The 19,855-nt window shown below is 73.1% G+C and carries 16 protein-coding genes and 1 pseudogene; 8 read left to right on the top strand and 9 right to left on the bottom strand.

Annotated features, from left to right (window positions below; all coding sequences use genetic code 11):
- Window positions 1–70: 70 nt before the first annotated feature.
- Together ACN267_RS00390 and ppdK are read right to left on the bottom strand one after the other, a co-directional pair.
- The gene (locus tag ACN267_RS00390; protein WP_421487650.1) at window positions 71–1,372 is read right to left on the bottom strand and encodes a deoxyguanosinetriphosphate triphosphohydrolase; all 1,302 of its coding nucleotides are present in this window, start codon (window positions 1,370–1,372) and stop codon (window positions 71–73) included.
- A gap of 154 nt (window positions 1,373–1,526) precedes the next feature.
- On the bottom strand, window positions 1,527–4,229 hold the full coding sequence (gene ppdK, locus ACN267_RS00385; protein ID WP_421487649.1) for a pyruvate, phosphate dikinase: 2,703 nt from the start codon (window positions 4,227–4,229) through the stop codon (window positions 1,527–1,529).
- A gap of 314 nt (window positions 4,230–4,543) precedes the next feature.
- On the opposite strand from ppdK, the gene ACN267_RS00380 reads away from it, so the two are divergent.
- Window positions 4,544–6,256, top strand: coding sequence for a beta-N-acetylhexosaminidase (locus ACN267_RS00380; RefSeq protein ID WP_421487648.1), 1,713 nt, complete (start codon window positions 4,544–4,546; stop codon window positions 6,254–6,256).
- A gap of 415 nt (window positions 6,257–6,671) precedes the next feature.
- On the opposite strand, the gene dusB is transcribed toward ACN267_RS00380, so the two are convergent.
- The 6 genes from dusB to ACN267_RS00350 all read right to left on the bottom strand — a co-directional run bounded on the left by dusB (window position 6,672) and on the right by ACN267_RS00350 (window position 13,036).
- A complete protein-coding gene (gene dusB / locus ACN267_RS00375; RefSeq protein ID WP_421487647.1) occupies window positions 6,672–7,841 on the bottom strand; it encodes a tRNA dihydrouridine synthase DusB in 1,170 nt (389 codons plus the stop codon).
- A 54-nt stretch (window positions 7,842–7,895) separates the two neighbouring features.
- Entirely contained in the window at window positions 7,896–8,684 is a 789-nt protein-coding gene (locus ACN267_RS00370) for a hypothetical protein (RefSeq protein WP_204959538.1), read from the bottom strand.
- Window positions 8,685–8,706: 22 nt separating this feature from the next.
- Window positions 8,707–10,401, bottom strand: a complete 1,695-nt coding sequence (locus tag ACN267_RS00365) for a hypothetical protein (RefSeq protein ID WP_421487646.1) — start codon at window positions 10,399–10,401, stop codon at window positions 8,707–8,709.
- Window positions 10,402–10,553: 152 nt separating this feature from the next.
- Window positions 10,554–11,933 carry a glycine--tRNA ligase gene (locus ACN267_RS00360; protein WP_204926316.1) on the bottom strand — a complete coding sequence of 460 codons (1,380 nt, stop codon included), beginning with the start codon at window positions 11,931–11,933 and terminating at the stop codon, window positions 10,554–10,556.
- Between the two features lie 116 nt (window positions 11,934–12,049).
- On the bottom strand, window positions 12,050–12,550 hold the full coding sequence (locus ACN267_RS00355) for a hypothetical protein (RefSeq protein ID WP_204959540.1): 501 nt from the start codon (window positions 12,548–12,550) through the stop codon (window positions 12,050–12,052).
- Window positions 12,551–12,694: 144 nt separating this feature from the next.
- A complete protein-coding gene (locus ACN267_RS00350) occupies window positions 12,695–13,036 on the bottom strand; it encodes an antibiotic biosynthesis monooxygenase family protein (protein WP_204959541.1) in 342 nt (113 codons plus the stop codon).
- Window positions 13,037–13,063: 27 nt separating this feature from the next.
- On the opposite strand from ACN267_RS00350, the gene ACN267_RS00345 reads away from it, so the two are divergent.
- The 7 genes and pseudogenes from ACN267_RS00345 to ACN267_RS00315 all read left to right on the top strand — a co-directional run bounded on the left by ACN267_RS00345 (window position 13,064) and on the right by ACN267_RS00315 (window position 18,539).
- Window positions 13,064–13,321 (top strand): DUF6703 family protein, encoded by a 258-nt coding sequence (locus ACN267_RS00345; protein ID WP_204959542.1) that lies wholly within the window; start codon window positions 13,064–13,066, stop codon window positions 13,319–13,321.
- 54 nt (window positions 13,322–13,375) lie between these two features.
- Entirely contained in the window at window positions 13,376–14,320 is a 945-nt protein-coding gene (locus tag ACN267_RS00340) for a metal ABC transporter substrate-binding protein (RefSeq protein ID WP_421487645.1), read from the top strand.
- Window positions 14,317–15,078 carry a metal ABC transporter ATP-binding protein gene (locus tag ACN267_RS00335; protein ID WP_204959544.1) on the top strand — a complete coding sequence of 254 codons (762 nt, stop codon included), beginning with the start codon at window positions 14,317–14,319 and terminating at the stop codon, window positions 15,076–15,078. Before ACN267_RS00340 ends, ACN267_RS00335 begins: the two co-directional genes overlap by 4 nt.
- A gap of 3 nt (window positions 15,079–15,081) precedes the next feature.
- Complete coding sequence (locus tag ACN267_RS00330) at window positions 15,082–15,948, top strand: metal ABC transporter permease (RefSeq protein WP_204959545.1); 867 nt, start codon at window positions 15,082–15,084, stop codon at window positions 15,946–15,948.
- A gap of 43 nt (window positions 15,949–15,991) precedes the next feature.
- Window positions 15,992–16,282, top strand: a pseudogene (locus ACN267_RS00325) (ArsR/SmtB family transcription factor); the annotation flags it as partial.
- A 79-nt stretch (window positions 16,283–16,361) separates the two neighbouring features.
- Complete coding sequence (locus ACN267_RS00320) at window positions 16,362–16,967, top strand: hypothetical protein (RefSeq protein ID WP_281895036.1); 606 nt, start codon at window positions 16,362–16,364, stop codon at window positions 16,965–16,967.
- A gap of 114 nt (window positions 16,968–17,081) precedes the next feature.
- Window positions 17,082–18,539 (top strand): cellulose binding domain-containing protein, encoded by a 1,458-nt coding sequence (locus ACN267_RS00315; RefSeq protein ID WP_421487644.1) that lies wholly within the window; start codon window positions 17,082–17,084, stop codon window positions 18,537–18,539.
- 45 nt (window positions 18,540–18,584) lie between these two features.
- Here ACN267_RS00315 and ACN267_RS00310 read toward each other — a convergent pair whose 3' ends face one another.
- On the bottom strand, window positions 18,585–19,835 hold the full coding sequence (locus ACN267_RS00310) for a cellulose binding domain-containing protein (RefSeq protein ID WP_421487643.1): 1,251 nt from the start codon (window positions 19,833–19,835) through the stop codon (window positions 18,585–18,587).
- Window positions 19,836–19,855: the final 20 nt, after the last annotated feature.

Raw genomic sequence — 19,855 nt, 5'->3', positions numbered from 1 at the left:
GGGGGCGCCGGTCAAGGGCGGCCGGGAGGCGGGGAGAGCAGGGAGGGTGGGGAGAGTGGGGAGCCGGTGTTCAGGTGAGGTGGGTGTGCCAGGTCAGGGCGGCGGGGTCGGTGAGGGAGGCGACCTGGTCGATGACGACGCGCAGCCGGGCGGGGTCGTCCCCGGCCTGCCGCCACAGGGGGGCGAAGACCGGGTCGAGGGCGTCCGGGGCGCGGTCGGCGAGCACGGTGACCAGTTCGGTGAGGACCTCCCGCTGACGCTGGTAGCGGGCGCGGGCGTCCGGGCGGCACATGACGTACCGCCAGGCGATGCCCTTGAGCAGGGCGCACTGCGCCCTGATCCGGCGCGGCACGACCAGGTCGGCGGCGTAGCGGTGGTGTGGGCCGGGGCCGAAGCGGTCCCGGGTCGCCCCGACCACGGTCGCCACGAACCGGCCGGTGAGCACGCTGGTGGTGGCCTTGAGCGCGACCTGGGCGCGGTGGCTGCCGTCGTACCCGGCAAGCGGGGTGAGCACCGGGTCGGCGAGCAACTCGACGAGCACCCCGCCGAGGTCGTCCGGGGACTCCCCGGAGTAGACGGCGGCCACGTCGACGCAGAGCGCGGCGCGTTCGTCCGGGTCGTGCAGGAGGGGACGCAGCGAGACGTAGCCGCCGTGGATGCCGTCCTCGACGTCGTGCACCGAGTACGCCACGTCGTCGGCCCAGTCCATCACCTGCGCCTCCAGGCAGCGGCGGGCCCCGCCGGACGGGTCACCGGGCTGACCAGAGCCGGGTAGGACCGGGGCGGGGCTGCCGGCGCGCAGCCAGTCGAAGACCGGGCGGTCGTCGCCGTACACGCCGAACTTGCGCAGCCCGGGGCGGCGGGGCCACGGGTACTTGCTGACCGCGTCGAGCGCGGCGCGGGTGAGGTTGAGCCCGGCCGGGCTGCCGTCCGGGGCGAGCACCTTCGCCTCCAGCCGGGTGAGCACCCGCAGGGTCTGCGCGTTGCCCTCGAAGCCGCCGCAGGATGCGGCGAGCCCGTCGAGGGTGTCCTCGCCGTTGTGCCCGAACGGCGGGTGCCCGAGGTCGTGGGCCAGCCCGGCGGTGTCCACCAGGTCGGGGTCGCAGCCGAGCCGGGCCCCCATCTCCCGGGCGATCTGGGCCACCTCCAGCGAGTGGGTCAACCGGGTACGCAGGAAGTCGTCGGTGCCGGCGACGTGCACCTGGGTCTTCGCGGCGAGCCGCCGGAACGCCGCCGAGTGCAGCACCCGGGCCCGGTCCCGCTCGTACGGGGATCGGCCGTGGCCGGTGTCCTTGGGCGTCTCCTCGACCCACCGCTGCGCGTCGGCCGGGTTCCCCTCGACGCCTGGTGGTCGGGTGGGCGGTTCCACCATCCGGCCTCCCCTCCACGTCGTACCCCATGGTCGCGGGAGCCCAGGTTACGCCGCGCCGCGCCGCAGGGCGCGCGCACCGGGAACCCCGCGACCCGGCCGGGCACCGACGCCGCGTGACGCCCACCGGCGGTGGGCCGGTGGGCGTCGCGGGCGGTCAGCGGCTGTCGGAGCCGGTGGTCTCGATGGCGGCCCGGCCGGCCTCCAGCCGGGCGACCGGCACCCGGAACGGCGAGCAGGAGACGTAGTCCAGCCCCACCTCGTGGAAGAAGTGCACCGAGTCGGGGTCGCCGCCGTGTTCGCCGCAGACGCCGAGCTTGAGCCCGGGTCGGGCGGCCCGGCCCTCCTCGGCGGCGATCCGGATGAGCCGGCCGACGCCGTCGCGGTCGATCGACTCGAACGGGGAGATGCCGAAGATGCCCAGTTCCAGGTAGCGCCAGAAGAACGCGCCCTCGACGTCGTCGCGGGAGAAGCCCCAGCCCATCTGGGTGAGGTCGTTGGTGCCGAAGGAGAAGAACTGCGCCGCCTCGGCGATCTGGCCGGCGGTCAGCGCCGCCCGGGGTACCTCGATCATGGTGCCGATCAGCACCTGGACGCCGCTGTCCCCGACCACCTCGGCGATGATCTTCTCGGCTTCGGCGCGTACCGTCTCCAGTTCCTGGACCGCGCCGACCAGCGGGACCATGATCTCCGGGCAGGCCGTGCCGCCGTCGCGGGTGACCGCGACGGCGGCCTCGGCGATCGCGCGGACCTGCATCGCGAACAGGCCGGGGATGACCAGGCCGAGGCGCACGCCGCGCAGGCCGAGCATCGGGTTCTCCTCGTGCATCCGCCGGACGGCGGCGAGCAGCGCCTCCTCCTTGGCGACGTCCTCGCCGCGTTCCTGGGCGACGGCGACGTTGACCGCGAGCTGTTCCAGCGGGGGCAGGAACTCGTGCAGCGGCGGGTCGATCAACCGGACGGTGACGGGCAGTCCGGCCATCTCGCGGAAGATCTCCACGAAGTCCTGGCGCTGTAGGGGCAGCAGAGCGGCGAGCGCGTCGGTGCGGTCGACGTCGGTGGCGGCGAGGATCAGCCGTTCGACCAGTTCCCGCCGGTCGCCGAGGAACATGTGCTCGGTGCGGCACAGGCCGATGCCCTCGGCGCCGAAGCGCCGGGCCCGGGCCGCGTCCGCCCCGGTGTCGGCGTTCGTCCGCACGGCCAGCCGCCGCCGCGCGTCGGCGTGCGTCATGATCCGGTGTACGGCCCGGACCAGCGCGTCGTCGGTCCGCTCCGGGTCGAGGGTGCCCTCGAAGTACTGCACCACCTCCGACGGCGTGACCGGCACCTCGCCCAGGTAGACCTTGCCGGTGGTGCCGTCGATGGAGACGACGTCACCCTCGGAGACGGTGCGCCCGCCGACGGTGAACCGCTTGGCCGGCACGTCGACCTCGATCTCGTCGGCCCCGGAGACGCAGGTCTTGCCCATGCCCCGGGCCACCACGGCGGCGTGGCTGGTCTTGCCGCCGCGCGAGGTGAGGATGCCCTGGGCGGCGATCATGCCGTTGAGGTCGTCGGGGTTGGTCTCCCGGCGGACCAGGATCACCGACTTCCCCTCGCCGGCCAGCTCGACCGCGCGGGCGGAGGTGAAGACCACCGCGCCGGACGCGGCACCCGGGGAGGCCCCGATACCCCGGGCGACCGCCTCGATCCCGTGGTCGAGCTGGAAGCGGGGGAACATGAGCTGGGCGAGCTGCGCGCCGTTGACCCGGTGTAGCGCCTCGTCGAGGTCGATCAGGCCCTCGTCGACGAGCTGACCGGCGATGACGAACGCGGCGGCGGCGGTGCGCTTGCCGACCCGGGTCTGGAGCATCCAGAGCTTGCCGCGCTCGATGGTGAACTCGATGTCGCAGAGGTCCCGGTAGTGCCCCTCCAGCCGGGCCATGATGTCGAGCAGCTGGTCGTAGGAGGTCTTGTCGAGCCGTTCCAGGTCCTGCAACGGCACGGTGTTGCGGATGCCGGCGACGACGTCCTCGCCCTGGGCGTTGGCCAGGTAGTCGCCGTAGATGCCCTGCGCGCCGCTGCCCGGGTCGCGGGTGAAGGCGACTCCGGTGCCGGAGTCGGGCCCGAGGTTGCCGAAGACCATCGCCACCACGTTGACGGCGGTGCCCAGGTCGGCGGGGATGCGCTCCTGGCGGCGGTAGAGGATCGCCCGCTCGGCGTTCCACGACGCGAAGACCGCCCGGATGGCCAGGTCGAGCTGCTCACGCGGCTCCTGCGGGAACTCCCGTCCGGTGTGCTTGGCGAAGATCTTCTTGTACGTCTCGACGAGCCCGCGCAGGTCGTCGGCGTCCAGGTCGAGGTCGTCGTGCGTGCCCTTGGCCCGCTTGGCCTCGTCGAGGGCGTGTTCGAACTCCTCGCCCGGTACCTCGCAGACGGTCTTGCCGAACATCTGGATGAGCCGGCGGTAGGAGTCCCAGGCGAACCGGTCGTTCTGCCCTGCCTGGTCGCTCAGTCCTACGACGCTGCGGTCGTTGAGCCCGACGTTGAGGACGGTCTCCATCATGCCGGGCATCGAGAACCGGGCCCCGGAGCGTACCGAGACCAGCAGCGGGTCCTGCGGATCGCCGAGGCGGCGGCCCATCGCGCGTTCCAGCGCCTCCAGGTGGGCCTCGATCTGCCCGGCCAGCCCGTCCGGTTCCCGCCCGGTCGCCAGGTACGCCTGACACGCCCGGGTGGTGATGGTGAAGCCCGGTGGCACCGGCAGGCCGAGATTGGTCATCTCGGCGAGATTGGCACCCTTTCCACCGAGCAGGTCCTTGAGATCCTTGTTGCCCTCGGCGAAGTCGTAGACGTACTTGTCCGTCTCGTGCGCTGTCACCAGAAGCCTCCCACGCGCGCCGGAATTGACACTTAACGAAGGTTCAGTTCTGACTTACCCCGGGGCCGACCACCGGATATCCAGCCTGGTCAGCGTTCGGTGGGCGAAGGTTAAGCGAACATCAGGCGGGCTGGGACCGTTCGGTGACAATAGGCACAGCCGTCCCGACTATCCGCGTTCACGCGGGTTTCTGGGAACGCTTCCACGAGCACGATCACGCAATTCCGGTTCCCCCTCGTACTCTTGACGTCACCCGTTGCGCCAAACCTGACCTTTGCCATATCCCTCGCGAATACACCCCTTGGAGCCGCCCCGTGTCGCGTACCCCACGTACCGGCGTCGCGCGCGCCGTCACGCCGGCTGCGGGCGCGCTGGCGCGCAGCGCCACGCAGGCCGCCGGACGGCTGCTCACCCCGCCGACCATCGGCCTGGGCGACGTGGTGCCGGCGCCCGCGTCGGTCCGGCCGCGACCGGCCGCCGACTTCGTCCTGGCCGCCGACGCGGCGATCCGGGTCAGCGCCGACGCGGACGCCCGGGCGGTCGCCGACCACCTCGCCGAGCTGCTCCGCCCGGCCACCGGCTACCCGCTCCCGGTCGCCGACCTGCCGCCCGCCCCGGGCCCGCTCCAGCTCACCCTCTCCGCCGCCGCACCACACGGCCCGGTGGCGACGGTGTCCGGCGACGCCGAGGGCTACCGGCTCGACATCGACCCCGACACGGTACGGATCACCGCCGGCACCGCCACCGGCCTGTTCCACGGCGTGCAGACGCTGCGGCAACTGCTGCCGGCGGCCGTGGAGAGCCGGACCCCGGTGGCGCAGCACTGGGTGGTGCCCGGCGGCAGCATCGTCGACCGGCCCCGCTTCCCCTACCGGGGCGCGATGCTCGACGTGGCACGGCACTTCTTCGGCGTCGAGGACGTCTGCCGGGTGATCGACCACCTCGCCCGGTACAAGCTCAACCACCTGCACCTGCACCTCACCGACGACCAGGGCTGGCGGATCGCGGTCGACTCCTGGCCCCGGCTGGCGACCGTCGGCGGGCGTACCGCGGTGGGCGGCGGCCCCGGCGGCTGGTACACCGCCGCCGACTACCGGCGCATCGTCGGTCACGCCGCCCGGCGGCACGTCACCGTCGTCCCCGAAGTGGACCTGCCCGGTCACACCAACGCGGCCCTCGTCGCGTACCCCGAGCTGGCCCCGGACGGGGTCGCGCCGCCGCCGTACACCGGCACCGAGGTCGGCTTCAGCTACGTCGACCCCACGAACGAGCGCACGTACGACTTCGTCGCCGACGTGCTCGGCGAGTTGGCGGCGCTGACCCCCGGGCCGTGGCTGCACATCGGCGGCGACGAGGCGTACAAGGTCAAGGGGGCGGCGTACACCGGGTTCGTGGAGCGGGCCCAGCGGATCGTCGCCGGGCTGGGCCGCACCGTGGTCGGCTGGCACCAGATCGCCCCCGCCGGGCAGGTCGACGGGCGGGTGCTGCAGTGGTGGGGCACCGACGGCGACGACCCGGCGGTGGCCGAGGCGGTACGCCGGGGCGCCCGGGTGATCCTCTCCCCCGGCAACCACGCCTACCTGGACATGAAATACGCCCCGGACACCCCCATCGGGCACGACTGGGCGGGCCTGATCGACGTGCACCGCGCGTACCACTGGGACCCGGCGACCCACCTGACCGGCGTCCCCGCCGAGGCGGTGCTGGGCGTGGAGGCCCCGCTCTGGACCGAGTCGGTCACCTCACTGGCCGAGATCGAGTTCCTGCTGTTTCCCCGCCTGCCCGCCCTGGCCGAGCTGGCCTGGTCCGCGCCGTCGACCCGGAGCTGGGCGGGCCTGCGGGCCCGGCTGGCCGGCCACGGCCCACGCTGGCACGCCGCCGGCATCACGTTCCATCCGTCCCCGGAGATCCCCTGGCCCGCCGGGCCGGCCGACCAGGCCCTCACCCCGGCTGCGGACCCGCACCGGGGTCCCGTCCCCCACCAGCCCGCGCCCGGCCGGGACCACACCGCGCCGGACACCCGGTGACCCACCCCAGCGGACCGCTGTTCGGCCCGCCGCCGCCGGCGGCTACCGCTCCCCCTGCGCTACCGCTTCTAGGACCACGATCCGTCACATTCGACGCAGGCAGCCCTATGTCACGATGAGTAATCGATTTCGGGCGGCAATCGCAGCCATCCTCCGCCCCCGCGTCGCCAAGAGCGACCTGACCTGCCCGTTCATGGCAGCCCCCGCCAGCCACCACCGACCCCCTCAACGACCTTTGCTCTGCTGCCGCAGAGGCACCAGACACCCACGGTGATCGTCGCGCGGAGAGCAGCAGAGCAGCAGAGCAAAGGATGCCGGCGGGTCATCGTGGGGTCGGCGAGATACCACGCTGAGTGACCGGATTGATCGGGCTCAGAGGAGCACGCCATGCGTTCCGCCGGCGGGGCGGGCCGGCTCAGCCGCCCGAGTCGTCCAGCTCGGCGCCCTCGGGGACGGTGTCGTCGTCCCGGCTGGCCAGCCAGCCCTCGGGCAGGAAGACCTTGCCTGGAGAGTTCGTCCGGCCGCGCGGCTGCCCCAGGGCGGCCACCGGGAACGGTTCGGTCGCGTCGAGCTTGCCGAGCAGGTCGTCGAGCTGGGCCAGGCTCTCGATCATGGCGAGTTCCCGGCGCAGCTCACTGCCCACCGGGAAACCCTTCAGGTACCAGGCGACGTGCTTGCGGAAGTCGGTGCAGCCGTCCCGCTCACCCCGCGCCGGGGTACGCGAGCCGGCGGTGAACTGCGCCACCAGCAGCTCGGCGTGCCGCCGCATGGTCCCGGCCACCTCGCCGAGGGTCGGCAGCCGACGCTCCGGGCGGCCCTCGAACGCGGCCTGCAGGTCGGCGAAGAGCCACGGCCGCCCCAGGCAGCCCCGGCCGACGACCACCCCGTCCGCCCCGGTGTGGGCCACCATCCGCAGCGCGTCGTCAGCCTCCCAGATGTCACCGTTGCCGAGCACCGGCACGTCGAGCGCCTGCTTGAGGGTGGCGATGGCATCCCAGTCGGCGGTGCCGGAGTACCGCTGCGCGGCCGTCCGCCCGTGCAGGGCCACCGCCGCCACCCCGGCGTCCTGGGCGGCAAGCCCCGCCTCGACGTACGTCAGGTGGTCGTCGTCGATGCCCTTGCGCATCTTGACGGTGACCGGCACCCCGGCCGGTGATGCGGCGTCCACCGCGGCCCGCACCAGCCGGGCGAACAGCCGCCGCCGCCAGGGCAGGGCCGACCCGCCGCCCCGGCGGGTCACCTTGGGCACCGGGCAGCCGAAGTTCAGGTCGATGTGGTCGGCGAGGTCCCGTTCCACCACGATCCGCACCGCCTGGGCGGTGATCTCCGGGTCGGTGCCGTAGAGCTGGAGGCTGCGTGGCCGCTCGTCGGCGCCGAAGGCGATCATGCGCAGGGTCTTCGGGTTCCGCTGCACCAGCGCGACCGTTGTGATCATCTCGCAGACGTAGATGCCACCGCCCTGCTCCCGGCAGAGTTGCCGGAAACCGACGTTGGTGATGCCGGCCATCGGGGCGAGCACCACCGGCGGCCACACCTGGTGGGGGCCGATGGTGAGCGGGCGCAGGACCGCAGCGGGAGAGGTCACGTACCCCAGAATCCCATGCCGGCGGCGGCCCGCCCACCGCGGTGGGCGGCAGTCCTAACCCGGCAGGCTCAGGATCAGGGCCGAGACGTCCACCACCACCGTGGCGGCGGCGCGGACGTGCAGGGCGAACGCGGTCGCACCACGCTCGTGGGCACCCAACGGCACCTCCACCAGGTTGGAGAGGATCTGGTTCGGCCCCCACCAGTTCACTGAGGAGGTGTCCGGCCTGGCGGCCCCGGCCGCAAAGGCGGTGAGCACTCCGCCGGAGACCGTGTTCGCCACCGTGATGTTGAGGTAGGCACCGACCGGCGCGTAGTAGGACCCCGCCGGGACCCGACTTACGGTCAGGTACAGCGTCCGGCCCGCCTGCAACCGGCCCGACACCACCCCGTCGGCACCGGCGAGGACGTTGGCGGAATAGCTGGCCAACGCCCGGGTGTCCAGCAGCCGCACCGGCGGGACGGCGACGATGCGGTTGGACCAGCGCGACGTGTTGACGTACGCCCGACGACCGTCCCGACCGCCGACCACCAGCTCGGCGGTGGGGGTGACGGCGAGCGAGCCGGTCGGCAGCTCCGCCGGGATGGCGTCGTCCGGCGTCGGGAACAGCCGCAGCATCGGGTCGGTGCCGGCCAGCGCCAGCGTCGGGTTCGCCGACGAGCCACCGACCAGCACCGTCCCGGCCTCGCCCGCGTCGTTGAGCTGCCCGCCGATCACCGGCGCACCGGGCGCGGCGTCGGCCGGCGTGCCGGCCAGCGCGGTCGCGCCGACACCGACGCCGAGGGCCACCCCGGCCCGGATGACCGTACGGCGGGTGGTGGACGGGGTCTCGTCGGCGCTCATGTCCCTCTTCCCGGTTCCGTGGTCACGCATCGGCCCGCACCGCCCGGTCGCCGCGCTCGGCGGCCTGCCTGATCGCCCGGGCCCGGGCCCGACGGCCGGCGGAGCCGGCGGCGGTACGGGTCGACGTCGGGGCATTGACGACCGCGGAATCCGGATGGCGCACCAGCAGGCCGGTCGCGTCGAGGATCACCGCCGCCGCGCTCTTTTGCAGGTAGATGGCGACCACGTCCGGGTAGTAGTCGCCGCCGACCGTCTCGTAACCGCCGAGCTGCGTGATCACCCCGTTGGAGAGCAGTTGGCCGGCGGTCCACCAGTTGATGGTGGAGGCGGTGGGCAGGCTGCCGGTGCCCCACACCGTGGCGAAGCCGCCCTGGGTGGTGTCGGCCACGGTGATGTTGCCCAACATCCCGTCGCCGTACTCGACGATGTCGCGCAGGTGCACGATCAGCAGTGTCTCGGCCAGCACCCGCCCCCGGCCGTCGATCCGGCCGACGCCCTCCAGCAGCCGGGCCCGGCCGGCGGCGCTGCGGGTGTCGAGGAGCCGGGTCGGCGGGACCGACACCAGCATGGTCGCGTTCGACGTGCTGAACGCCGCGTCCGAGATCCGCCCCACGGAAGTGCCGTTGCCGACCTCCAGCCCGTACACGCCGACTCCGAGGGTGCCCACGGCGAGATCGCTTGCCACGTGCAGGTCGCTGTGGGTCAGCTCCAGCGTCGCCCCGTTCGGGTTCCGCAGCGCCAGGGTGGCGGCACCGTCCGGGGCGGCGCTGGTCACGGTGGTGACGCCGGGGCTGTTCCGCTGGCCGAGGACGACCGGCTCACCGGGGGCGGCCGCCGCCGGGGCGGGCTCCACCGGGGGCGCGGCCTCGGCGGCGCTCGCCGGGGCGGCACCGCCGCCGACCGCGACGACCTGGCTCGGGTGGCCGACCAGCAGGCTGGTCAGGTCGACGATCACGTGGGTCGGCGCGGAGACCTGCACCGTCAGCACGCTGCGGTACCCGCCGAGGGTGCCCAGCTCGGCGAAGAGGAAGTTCGACAGGATCTGACCGGCGGCCGACCAGTTCACCGTCGACACGGTCGGCCTGGTGCCACTGCCCCAGACCGTCAGGAAGCCCGGACCGGTCATGCCGACCACTGTCACGTTGCCCTTGAGGGCGTAGCCGTCGCGGACCAGGTGGTCCAGGCTCAGCACGATGGGGTTACCGGGGGTGAGCCGTCCCGTCGGGTCGAGCGTCGAGGCGCCCGCGACGATGGTGCGGCGCAGGTCCGGGTCCCGGCTGTCCAGCACCCGGGTCGGCCGTACCGGGACCGAGGTGGTCGCCCACTCGCTCGTCCACAGCCAACTGTTGACCTCGTCGCCGGGCCGGCCGGCCTGTACGAACACGTCGCCGAGCGGGTCCACCGCGACGGTGCCGGTCGGCGAGTCCAGCACCTGCGGGTAGACCTGCTCGCCGGGTACCAGTCGCAACGGCGCACCTGCGGTGTTCCTCAGGGTGAGCCCCGCGTAGCCGAGGCTGAGCGTGGTGGTCGCCGGACCAGCGTCGTTGGTCGTACCCATGGTGAGGTGGTCGCCCGGGGCGGCGCGGGCGGTGCCGGGCAGGCCGACGGTGGCGGCGACACCCGCGCCGGCCGTGGTCGCGGCGACCGCGGCGGCCCGGCGCAGGAGGCGGCGGCGCTCCGGAACATGATCATGGTCAGGTTGCGGCTCGTGCGTCATTTCCACCCCCGTGTCGACATTCAGCACGGGGAATGCTGGCACGACCCACCCACCGGCTCAAGGACCGGACGGACAGGGCTCTCCACCGATGCCGGAGAACGGACCGGCCCCGCCCCCGGTCGGGGGCGGGGCCGTCCGGCGGTGCTCGCCGGTCAGCAGCCGGGCAGGCGCTCGATCAGGTAGCGCTCGACCTGGTCGAGGGCGACCCGCTCCTGGGCCATGGTGTCCCGGTTCCGCACGGTCACCGCGTCGTCGTCGAGGGTGTCGAAGTCGACGGTGACGCAGAACGGGGTGCCGATCTCGTCCTGCCGGCGGTAGCGGCGGCCGATCGCCTGCGAGTCGTCGAACTCCACCACCCAGCGCTTGCGGAGCTGGGCGGCGAGCCCCTTGGCCTTGGGCGAGAGCGCCTCGTTGCGGGACAGCGGCAGCACCGCCACCTTGACCGGGGCCAGCCGGGGGTCGAACCGCATCACGGTGCGCTTGTCGACGCCGCCCTTGGTGTTCGGGGCCTCGTCCTCGTCGTACGCCTCCAGCAGGAAGGCCAGCACCGCGCGGGTCAGGCCGGCGGCCGGCTCGATGACGTACGGCACCCAGCGCTCGTTGCGGGTCTGGTCGAAGTACGACAGGTCGACACCGGAGTGCTTGCTGTGCGTGGCCAGGTCGAAGTCGGTGCGGTTCGCCACGCCCTCCAGCTCGGCGAACTCGGTGCCGCCGAACCGGAACCGGTACTCGATGTCGACGGTGCGCTTCGAGTAGTGGGAGAGCTTCTCCTTGGGGTGCTCGTAGAAGCGCAGGTTCTCCTCGGACAGGCCCAGGTCGAGGTACCAGTTCCAGCGCTCCTGCAACCAGTACTCGTGCCACTGCTCGTCGGAGCCGGGCTCGACGAAGAACTCCATCTCCATCTGCTCGAACTCGCGGGTGCGGAAGATGAAGTTGCCCGGGGTGATCTCGTTGCGGAACGACTTGCCGGTCTGCGCGATGCCGAACGGCGGCTTCTTGCGGGCGGCGGTCGCCACGTTGTTGTAGTTGACGAAGATGCCCTGGGCGGTCTCCGGACGCAGGTAGTGCAGGCCCTCGTCGCTCTCCACCGGGCCGAGGTAGGTCTTCATCAGGCCGTTGAACATCTTCGGCTCGGTGAAGGTGCCCTTGTTGCCGCAGTTGGGGCAGTTCAGCTCCTGCAACGAGGTCAGCGGCTTGCCGTGCTTCTCGGCGTACGCCTCCTCCAGGTGGTCGGCGCGGAACCGCTTGTGGCAGGACTGGCACTCGGTCAGCGGGTCGACGAACTCGGCGAGGTGGCCGCTGGCCTCCCAGACCTTGCGGGCGAGGATGACCGCCGAGTCGAGGCCGACGACGTCGTCGCGCTGCTGGACCATCGCCTTCCACCACTGCCGGCGGACGTTCTCCTTCAGCTCCACGCCGAGCGGACCGTAGTCCCACGCCGACCGGGTGCCTCCGTAGATCTCGCTGGAGGGAAAGACGAAGCCTCGGCGCTTGGCGAGACTGACGACGGCGTCGATACGGTCGGCTGGCATGTTTCCTCCTACGCCGGCTGGCGGTCGGCGTGGCCATGAAGACGGGTGGGACCGGACGGCCCGGGACAACGGTACGACCAGCAGCGCCCCGGGCCCAGCAGAATACCGCTGACGGCTCAGCTGACCCCGCAGACCTCCATGCCACCGCTCTGCTGGTCGGCGGCGAGGGTGACCTGCTGGGTGTCCCGCCCGCCGCCGCTGAAGGTGACGTCGACCGGCACGGTCAGGGTCTGCGGGTCGACGTCACCGACCCGGTAGCTGGCCACGGCCGGTTCCTCGGCGACCCGGCGGGAGAACTCGCCCCGGGACTCCCGCCGCCGCGCGTCCTCGCAGAGGGTGTCGTACGCCTTGCCGTACTCCTTGGCGACCAGGGCACGGTAGTAGTCGTCGGTGACCGCCTGGCCCTGTTCCTCGATGGCCTGCACGTTGCTGACCACCAGTCCGACGGCCGCCGCACCGCCACCGCCGCAGCAGATCAGCAGGGCCAGCGCGCCGACGCCGAGGCCCAGCCAGAGCCGCTTGCGGCTGCCCTCGGTGGGCGGGGCGGCGAACGGCGGGGCCACCCCGGGACCCTGGGGCGGCGGGGGGACGCCCGGGTCCGACGGCGGGGTGGGCACGCCCGGGTCACCCGGCGGGAGGCGCGTCCCCGGGCCCCCCGGGCCGGCGGGCGGCGGTGCGCCGGCCGGGCCGGGTGTCGCGGGGTACGGCGGTGGGGCTGCCGGGCCGGGAGCGGTCATAGGAGCAGGGTAGTGCCCCCCGGCTCAACGGTGCGGACTCGCGGCCCGATCACTGTCGACCACCACCACCTCGCCGTCGGGGGCCGCGCCGGCCAGCGTCTCGTACGCCGAGGGTTCGTCGACCGACTCGGCGAGCAGCGGCACGGCGGTGATCTTGACGTCGAAGCCGCCCAGCGCCCGCCGGTACGTGCCGACCGACTCCCACTCGGTGAGCAGGCACCAGTGCCGGGGGTCGTCGAGGGCCCGCAGCAGCTCACCGCGCCGGTAGCCGGGGCGGGCGGCGAGCGCGGCCAGCGCGGCGTGCGCCCTCGCGGTGAAGTCGTCGGCCGCCTCGACGGCGACCACGAACCGGTTGGTGACCAGCACCGGGTTCCTCCTCGTAGAGTCTGTGGGATGCAGCCTACGCAGCGCCCCGTGCTGGCCCGGTTGGCCCGGGCGAACCCGACGTCGGTGTTCCTCGCCACCCTCGCGCTGGTGCTGGTGGCGCTCTTCGCGCCCGGCCCGGTCGGTGGTCTGCTGCTGTTGGCGCTGGCCGCCGGGCTGGTCTACCTGCTGACTGTCACCTGGTCGGTGCAGGCGTCGCAGACCCGGCTGATCCGGTTGGTGATGGTGACGCTGCTGGTGGCGGTGGCCCTGGTCAAGCTCTTCTGACATGCACTCATGCGTTTTTGACAATCATTCTCGTTTTCACGGACAGTTGCCGACATGATCGCCCGCACCCGGTTCCGTGCCCTGACCGCCGCCACCGCCCTGCTCGCCCTGACCGGTCTCACCGCCTGCTCGACCGAGGGCACCGGGGCCGACCCGGACCGGGTGGACGTGGTCGCCGCCTTCTACCCCCTCCAGTTCGTCGCCGAGCGGGTCGGCGGGGACGCGGTCACCGTGACCAACCTGGCCAAGCCGGGCGCCGAGCCACACGACCTGGAACTCAACCCCCGCCAGGTCGGCCAGGTCAGCGAGGCCGAGCTGGTCTTCTACCTCAAGGGCTTCCAGCCGGCGGTGGACGAGGCCGTCGCGCAGAACGCCGCCGACCGGGCGTTCGACGTGACGACCGTCGCGCCGCTGCGCGACGCGACAGCCGGCGGACACGACCACGAGGGTGAGGACGGTCACGCCGAGGAGGAGAACGGCGGCAAGGACCCGCATCTCTGGCTGGACCCGACCCGGCTGGCCACCGTCGCCGACAAGCTCGCCGAGCGGCTCGGCAGCGTCGATCCCGACCGGGCCGCCGACTACACCGGCCGGGCCCGGACGCTGCACGGCGAGCTGGAGAAGCTCGACACCGAGTACGCCGCCGGCCTGAAGACCTGCCAGCGTCGGGAGATCGTGGTCAGCCACGCCGCCTTCGGCTACCTCACCGAGCGTTACCAGCTGGAGCAGATCGGCCTGACCGGGCTCACCCCGGACACCGAGCCCGCCCCGCAGCGGCTGGCCGAGGTCGCCCGCGAGGCCCGCGAGCACGGTGCCACCACGATCTTCTTCGAGACGCTGGTCAGTCCGAAGGTCGCCGAGACCATCGCCGCCGAGGTCGGCGCGAAGACCGCGGTGCTCGACCCGATCGAAGGGCTCTCCGCTGACGGGGGTGGGGACTACCTTTCGGTGATGCGCACCAACCTGACCACGCTCCGCACCGCCCTGGGGTGCTCGTGACCGCTCCCGTCATCCAGGTCGCGCACGCCACCGCCGGCTACGACGGCCGGCCGGTGCTGCGGGACGTCTCGCTGACCGTCACCGCCGGCGAGGTGGTGGCGGTGCTCGGGGCCAACGGCTCCGGCAAGTCCACCCTGATCCGGGCGGTGCTCGGGCTGGTCCCGCTGGGCGCCGGCACGGTCGAGCTGTTCGGCGTCCCGCAGCGCCGATTCCGGCAGTGGCACCGGATCGGCTACGTCCCGCAGCGCCTCGGGGCCGGCAGCGGCGTGCCGGCCACCGTCGCCGAAGTGGTGGCCTCGGGTCGGCTGGCCCGCCGGGGCGTGCTGCGCCCACCCGGTCGGGCCGACCGGGCCGCGGTCGAGGCGGCGCTGCGCGCGGTCGGGCTCGCCGACCGGGCCCGGGACCCGGTGGCCACCCTCTCCGGCGGCCAGCAGCAGCGCACCCTGATCGCCCGCGCCCTGGCCGGCGGGCCGGAGCTGCTGGTGCTCGACGAGCCGACCGCCGGGGTCGACGCGGCCAGCCAGGAGGCGTTCGCCGGGGCGCTGCACGACTTCGTCGGCACCGGCGGCACCGTGCTGCTGGTCGCCCACGAGTTGGGGCCGCTGCGCCCGCTGATCAGCCGGGCGGTGGTGGTGCACCAGGGCGGCGTCTGCCACGACGGCCCGGTGCCGGAACCGGCCGGACACCACGCCGAGCCCGACCACGACCACGTGCACCCGCACGGTCCCGAGGAGCCCGCCGGGCTGTGGAGCAGCTGAACGATGGACCTCTTCCAGTACGACTTCATGCAGCGGGCGCTGGTCGGCGCCCTGGTGATCGGGCTGGCCGCCCCCGCCCTCGGCATCTACCTGGTGCAGCGGCGGTTGGCCCTGATCGGTGACGGCATCGGCCACGTCGCGCTCACCGGCGTCGGGGCGGGCCTGCTGCTCAACCGTTCCCCGGTGCTGGTGGCGGTGGTCGCGGCGATCCTCGGCGCGGTCACCATCGAGCTGGTCCGGGCCCGCGGCCGTACCTCTGGCGACCTGGCGCTGGCCCTGCTGTTCTACGGCGGCATCGCCGGTGGGGTGATGCTGGTCGGCCTCTCCGACGCCAGCAGCGCCAACCTCAACGCCTACCTGTTCGGCTCGCTCACCACCACCTCCCCCGCCGACCTGACCACCATCGCGGTGCTCGGCGCGGGCATCGCGGTGCTCATGCTGGCGCTGCGCCCGGCGCTGTTCGCGGTCTGCCACGACGAGGAGTACGCCCGGGTCGCCGGGCTGCCCGTGCGGGCGTTGAACATGCTGTTGGCGGTCGCCACCGCGGTCACCGTCACCATCGCCATGCGGGCCGTCGGGGTCCTGCTGATCAGCGCGCTGATGGTGGTGCCGGTGGCCACCGCGCAGCAGGTCACCAGGGGTTTCCGCAGCACCATGACGGCCGCCATGGCGCTCGGCCTGTTCGCCGCCGGGGCGGGGGTGTGGGTGGCGGCCACCGCCGACACCGCCCCCGGCGCCTCGGTGGTGCTGCTGGCGATCGCGTCGTTCCTCGTGGTGGCGTTGGCCGCAGCCGCCCGGCGGGTGCTGCGCCGCCGGGGGACCCCGACCGTCGCCAGCACCCCGGAGCCGCACGAGGTGGTGCTGCGGTGACGCCGACCGGCGTACCGTCACCGGTGTTGGTTACCGTTACGGAGTGACCGGCACCCACGGCTACGACGCCTTCGAGGGCGCGGGCGAGCTGCTCCGGGCGCTGTCCGCGCCGATCCGGCTGGCGATCGTCAGCGAGCTGGCCCAGGGCGAGCGGTGCGTGCACGAGCTGGTCGAGCAGCTCGGCGCACCGCAGCCGCTGGTCTCCCAGCACCTGCGGGTGCTGCGCGGCGCGGGGGTGGTGCGGGGTTCCCGGCGCGGCCGGGAGATCGCCTACGCCCTGGTCGACGAGCACGTCGCGCACATCGTCGCCGACGCGGTCAGCCACGCCGGGGAGGGGCCGTCGCCCGCCGGGGCACCGGCCGCCGGGCGCGCGGGGGGTGCCGGGCGGCCCGCGTCGTGGCACGCTGTCGGCCGTGAAGATCTACGCTGACCGTTTTCCGGTCGCCCTCCGTCAGTTCCTCACCGACCTGTTCGTCGTCGCCTGGGTCTACGCGGCGATCCGCTTCGCGATGTGGCTGTACGACCTGGTGGAGAAGCTCGCCGTACCCGGGCGGAAGCTGGAGGGGGCCGGCGGTGGCCTCGCCGACAACCTGGCCGAGGCCGGCGGCAAGGTGGGTCGGGTGCCGCTGGTCGGCGACGAGCTGACCGGCCCGTTCACCAAGGCCGCCGACGCCGCCCGCGCGGTGGCCGAGGCCGGCCGCGACCAGCAGGAGCTGGTCGGTCAGCTCGCGTTGGCGTTGAGCATCGCGGTGCTGGTCTTCCCGCTCGGGCTGGTGCTGTTCGGCTGGCTGCCGCTACGGCTGCGCTGGATGCGGCGGGCCGCGTCGGCGAAGGCCCTCGCCGCCGGGCCGGCCGGTCGGGACCTGCTGGCGCTGCGCGCGCTGACCAGTCAGCCGCTGCGCCGGCTGACCCGGATCGACCCGGACGTGGCGCAGGCGTGGCGGCGCGGCGACGACGCCACCGTCGATGCGCTCGCCGCCCTGGAGCTGCGCCGACTCGGCCTGCGCGCCGGCCGCTAGGCACCGTCACCTGTTGTGTCTCCCCGACCCGCAGGCTTAGATGATGGTAAATGTCTTAGGTCTGCAAGCCGTCGGCGTGCGTCGGCACGGACGGCCCGGAGAGGGAGCGTCCCCATGCCCGTGTCCCGCAGTCGGTCGATCCTCGCGGCGGGAGCCGCCGGGGTGGTGGCGGTGCTGGCCGCCACCCTCATCGGCCTGCCCCCGGCCAGCGCCGCCACCGGTGACGGCTCCCCCACCGACGCGAACATCGCGTTCGTCGGCCGCTGGGACCGCAGCAACAGCAGCGCGTACGTGCCGAACTGGGCGGGCGCCTACCTGAAGACCGGGTTCACCGGCACCACGGTCAAGCTGCGGCAGCGCAGCACCATCGACCTCTACTACAGCATCGACGGGGCCGACTTCCGCTACCTGACCAACGTCAGCGGCACGGTCAACCTGACCCCGACCCCGCTGCGCGCCGGCAACCACACGCTGGTGGTGTCGTACCGGGTGGTCGCCGGTTCGTACACCGGGGACGCGGTGTTCCAGGGGCTCACCCTCGACTCGGGCGCGCGTACCCTGCCGGCGGCGGTCCGGCCCCAGCTGATCGAGTTCGTCGGCGACTCCATCACCCTCGGCACCACCTCGTCGCGGACGGCGCTGACCGCGTACGGGTGGCTGACCGGGGAGCAGCTCGGCACCGAACACACCCAGCTCGGTTACGGCGGGGGCTGCCTGGTCGCCACCGCCGACGGCTGCGTCAGCGTGGCCAGCCAGTTCCTCCGCACCGGGTACGCGGCGAACAGCCCCGCCTGGGACTTCAGCCGCTACCAGGCCGACGCCGTGGTGATCAACCTGGGCACCAACGACCGCAGCCACGGGGTGAGCGGCGCGGACTTCCAGAACCAGTACGCGACGTTCATCCGTACCGTGCGGGGCAAGTACCCGCGCGCGGCGATCTTCGCGCTGCGCACCTTCAGCGGCCGGTACGCCGCGGAGACCGCCGCCGCCGTCAGCACGGTCACCGGGGGCGGCGACCGCAACGTGTTCTACGTGGACACCACCGGCTGGCTGCCGGCCGACGGGCTCAGCGACTCGGTGCACCCGAACGACGCCGGGCACCGGGCGATCACGGCCCGGCTCGCCCCGGTCATCGCGGCGAAACTGTCCACCACGCCGACACCCACCCCCACACCGCCCACCACGCCGCCGGTGACCACCGCGCCCCCGACCACCACCGCGCCGCCGGTGACCACGCCGCCGGCCGGCGGGACCGGCTGCGCCGTCGGGTACGCGGTCACCGGGCAGTGGCAGGGTGGCTTCCAGGGCGAGGTGACGATCCGCAACACCGGCACCGCCCCGGTCGACGGCTGGACCCTCCAGTGGAGCTTCGCCGACGGCCAGCGGATCAGCCAGGCGTGGAATGCGGGCTACACGCAGAGCGGCGGCACCGTCCGCGCGACCAACGTCGCCTGGAACGGCACGATCGCGGCCGGCGCGACGACGAGCTTCGGTTTCCTGGCCGACGTCACCGGCACGAACAACCGCCCCGCCGGCTTCATCCTCAACGGCACCGCCTGCACGTTGTCCTGACCCCGGTCGGGCGGCCCCGGTCCGGGGCCGCCCGACCGCACACCGTCAGCGCAGGTAGGCCGCGAGGCCGAGCTGCTGGTTACGCAGAGCGGTGGCGACCACGCCGGCGATCTGCCGGGCCCCGGCCGTTTCGAAGTGGGTGTGGTCGGCGCAGAAGAACGCGCCCACCGCGCCCGAGTTGTAGTCGCCGTTGTTCGGGCAGAGCTTCAGCGTGTTGTAGAGCGTGTAGCTCAGCTTGTGCAGGTCGATGACGGGGACGTTGTTGGCCCGGCCCGCGTCGAAGGTCTCGGTGAGGAAGCCCCGGTTGCCCACGGCGGTGCTGCCCGAGCAGGTGATCGCGGCGGCCGGGGTGAGGAAGACCGGGTACGCGCCGCGCTGCTGGGCCGCGCGGGCCATCACGCCGAGCAGTTCCTTGTAGCGGGCCGAGCCGACGTGCCGGTTGCAGGTGGTGCTGCCGTCGTTGATGCCGAACTGGATGAATAGGTAGTCACCGGCCTTCATCCCACCGTTGGCGTTGAGCATCGCCTGCCAGCGGGTCGAGTACGTCTGCGGGTTGACCACGCACTCGCCCGCCGAGTTCATCGTGGTGGTGACGTTCGGGTCGTACAGCCAGGTCTGGATGCTGCGCCCGCCGACCGCGCTGTTGACCACGGTGGCGTTGCCGTTGAGGTACTGGCCGAACTGGTTGCCCCAGCCCACCGGGCAGGCCCCGCTGGACGACGGGTTGGCGACGGTGGAGTCACCGGCCAGCCACACGGTGACCGGCGGCTGCGTCGAGGGCGTCGGGCTGGGGGTGCGGGTCGGGGTGGGGGTCGTGGTCGGGGTGGGCGTCGGGGTCGGCGGGGTGGACGGTGGCGGGCAGGGCGTGACGGTCGGGGTCGCGCCGGTGCAGGAGACCCCGTTGAGCGCGAACGCGGTGGGCACCGGGTTGGCGGTGGTCCACGCGCCGTTGAAACCGAAGCTGACGGCGGCCCCGGTCCCGATGGTGCCGTTGTAGCCGACGTCCGTGGCGCTGACCGCCGTCCCGTTCTGGGTGACGGTGGCGTTCCACGCCTGGCTGACCCGTTGTCCGCTGGCGAACGCCCAGGTGAGCGTCCAGCCGGTGACCGGGTCGCCGAGGTTGGTGATGGTCACGTCCGCGCCGAAGCCGCCCTGCCACTCGCTGGTGACCTTGTAGTCGACCCGGCAGCCGGTGGCCGCCGCGGTGGCGTTCCCGGCCGCGACCGCCACCCCGCCGGCGAGGACCGCCAGGGTGATCGCGCCCAGTCCGGCGAGACGTCGCCGTGCTGCTCTCATGATCTGCTCCTAGTCGCCGG

The organism is Micromonospora sp. WMMD734 (assembly GCF_049178975.1).
Taxonomy (GTDB): Bacteria; Actinomycetota; Actinomycetes; order Mycobacteriales; family Micromonosporaceae; genus Micromonospora; species Micromonospora wenchangensis.
This window is presented reverse-complemented; position numbering and strand designations above follow the sequence as displayed.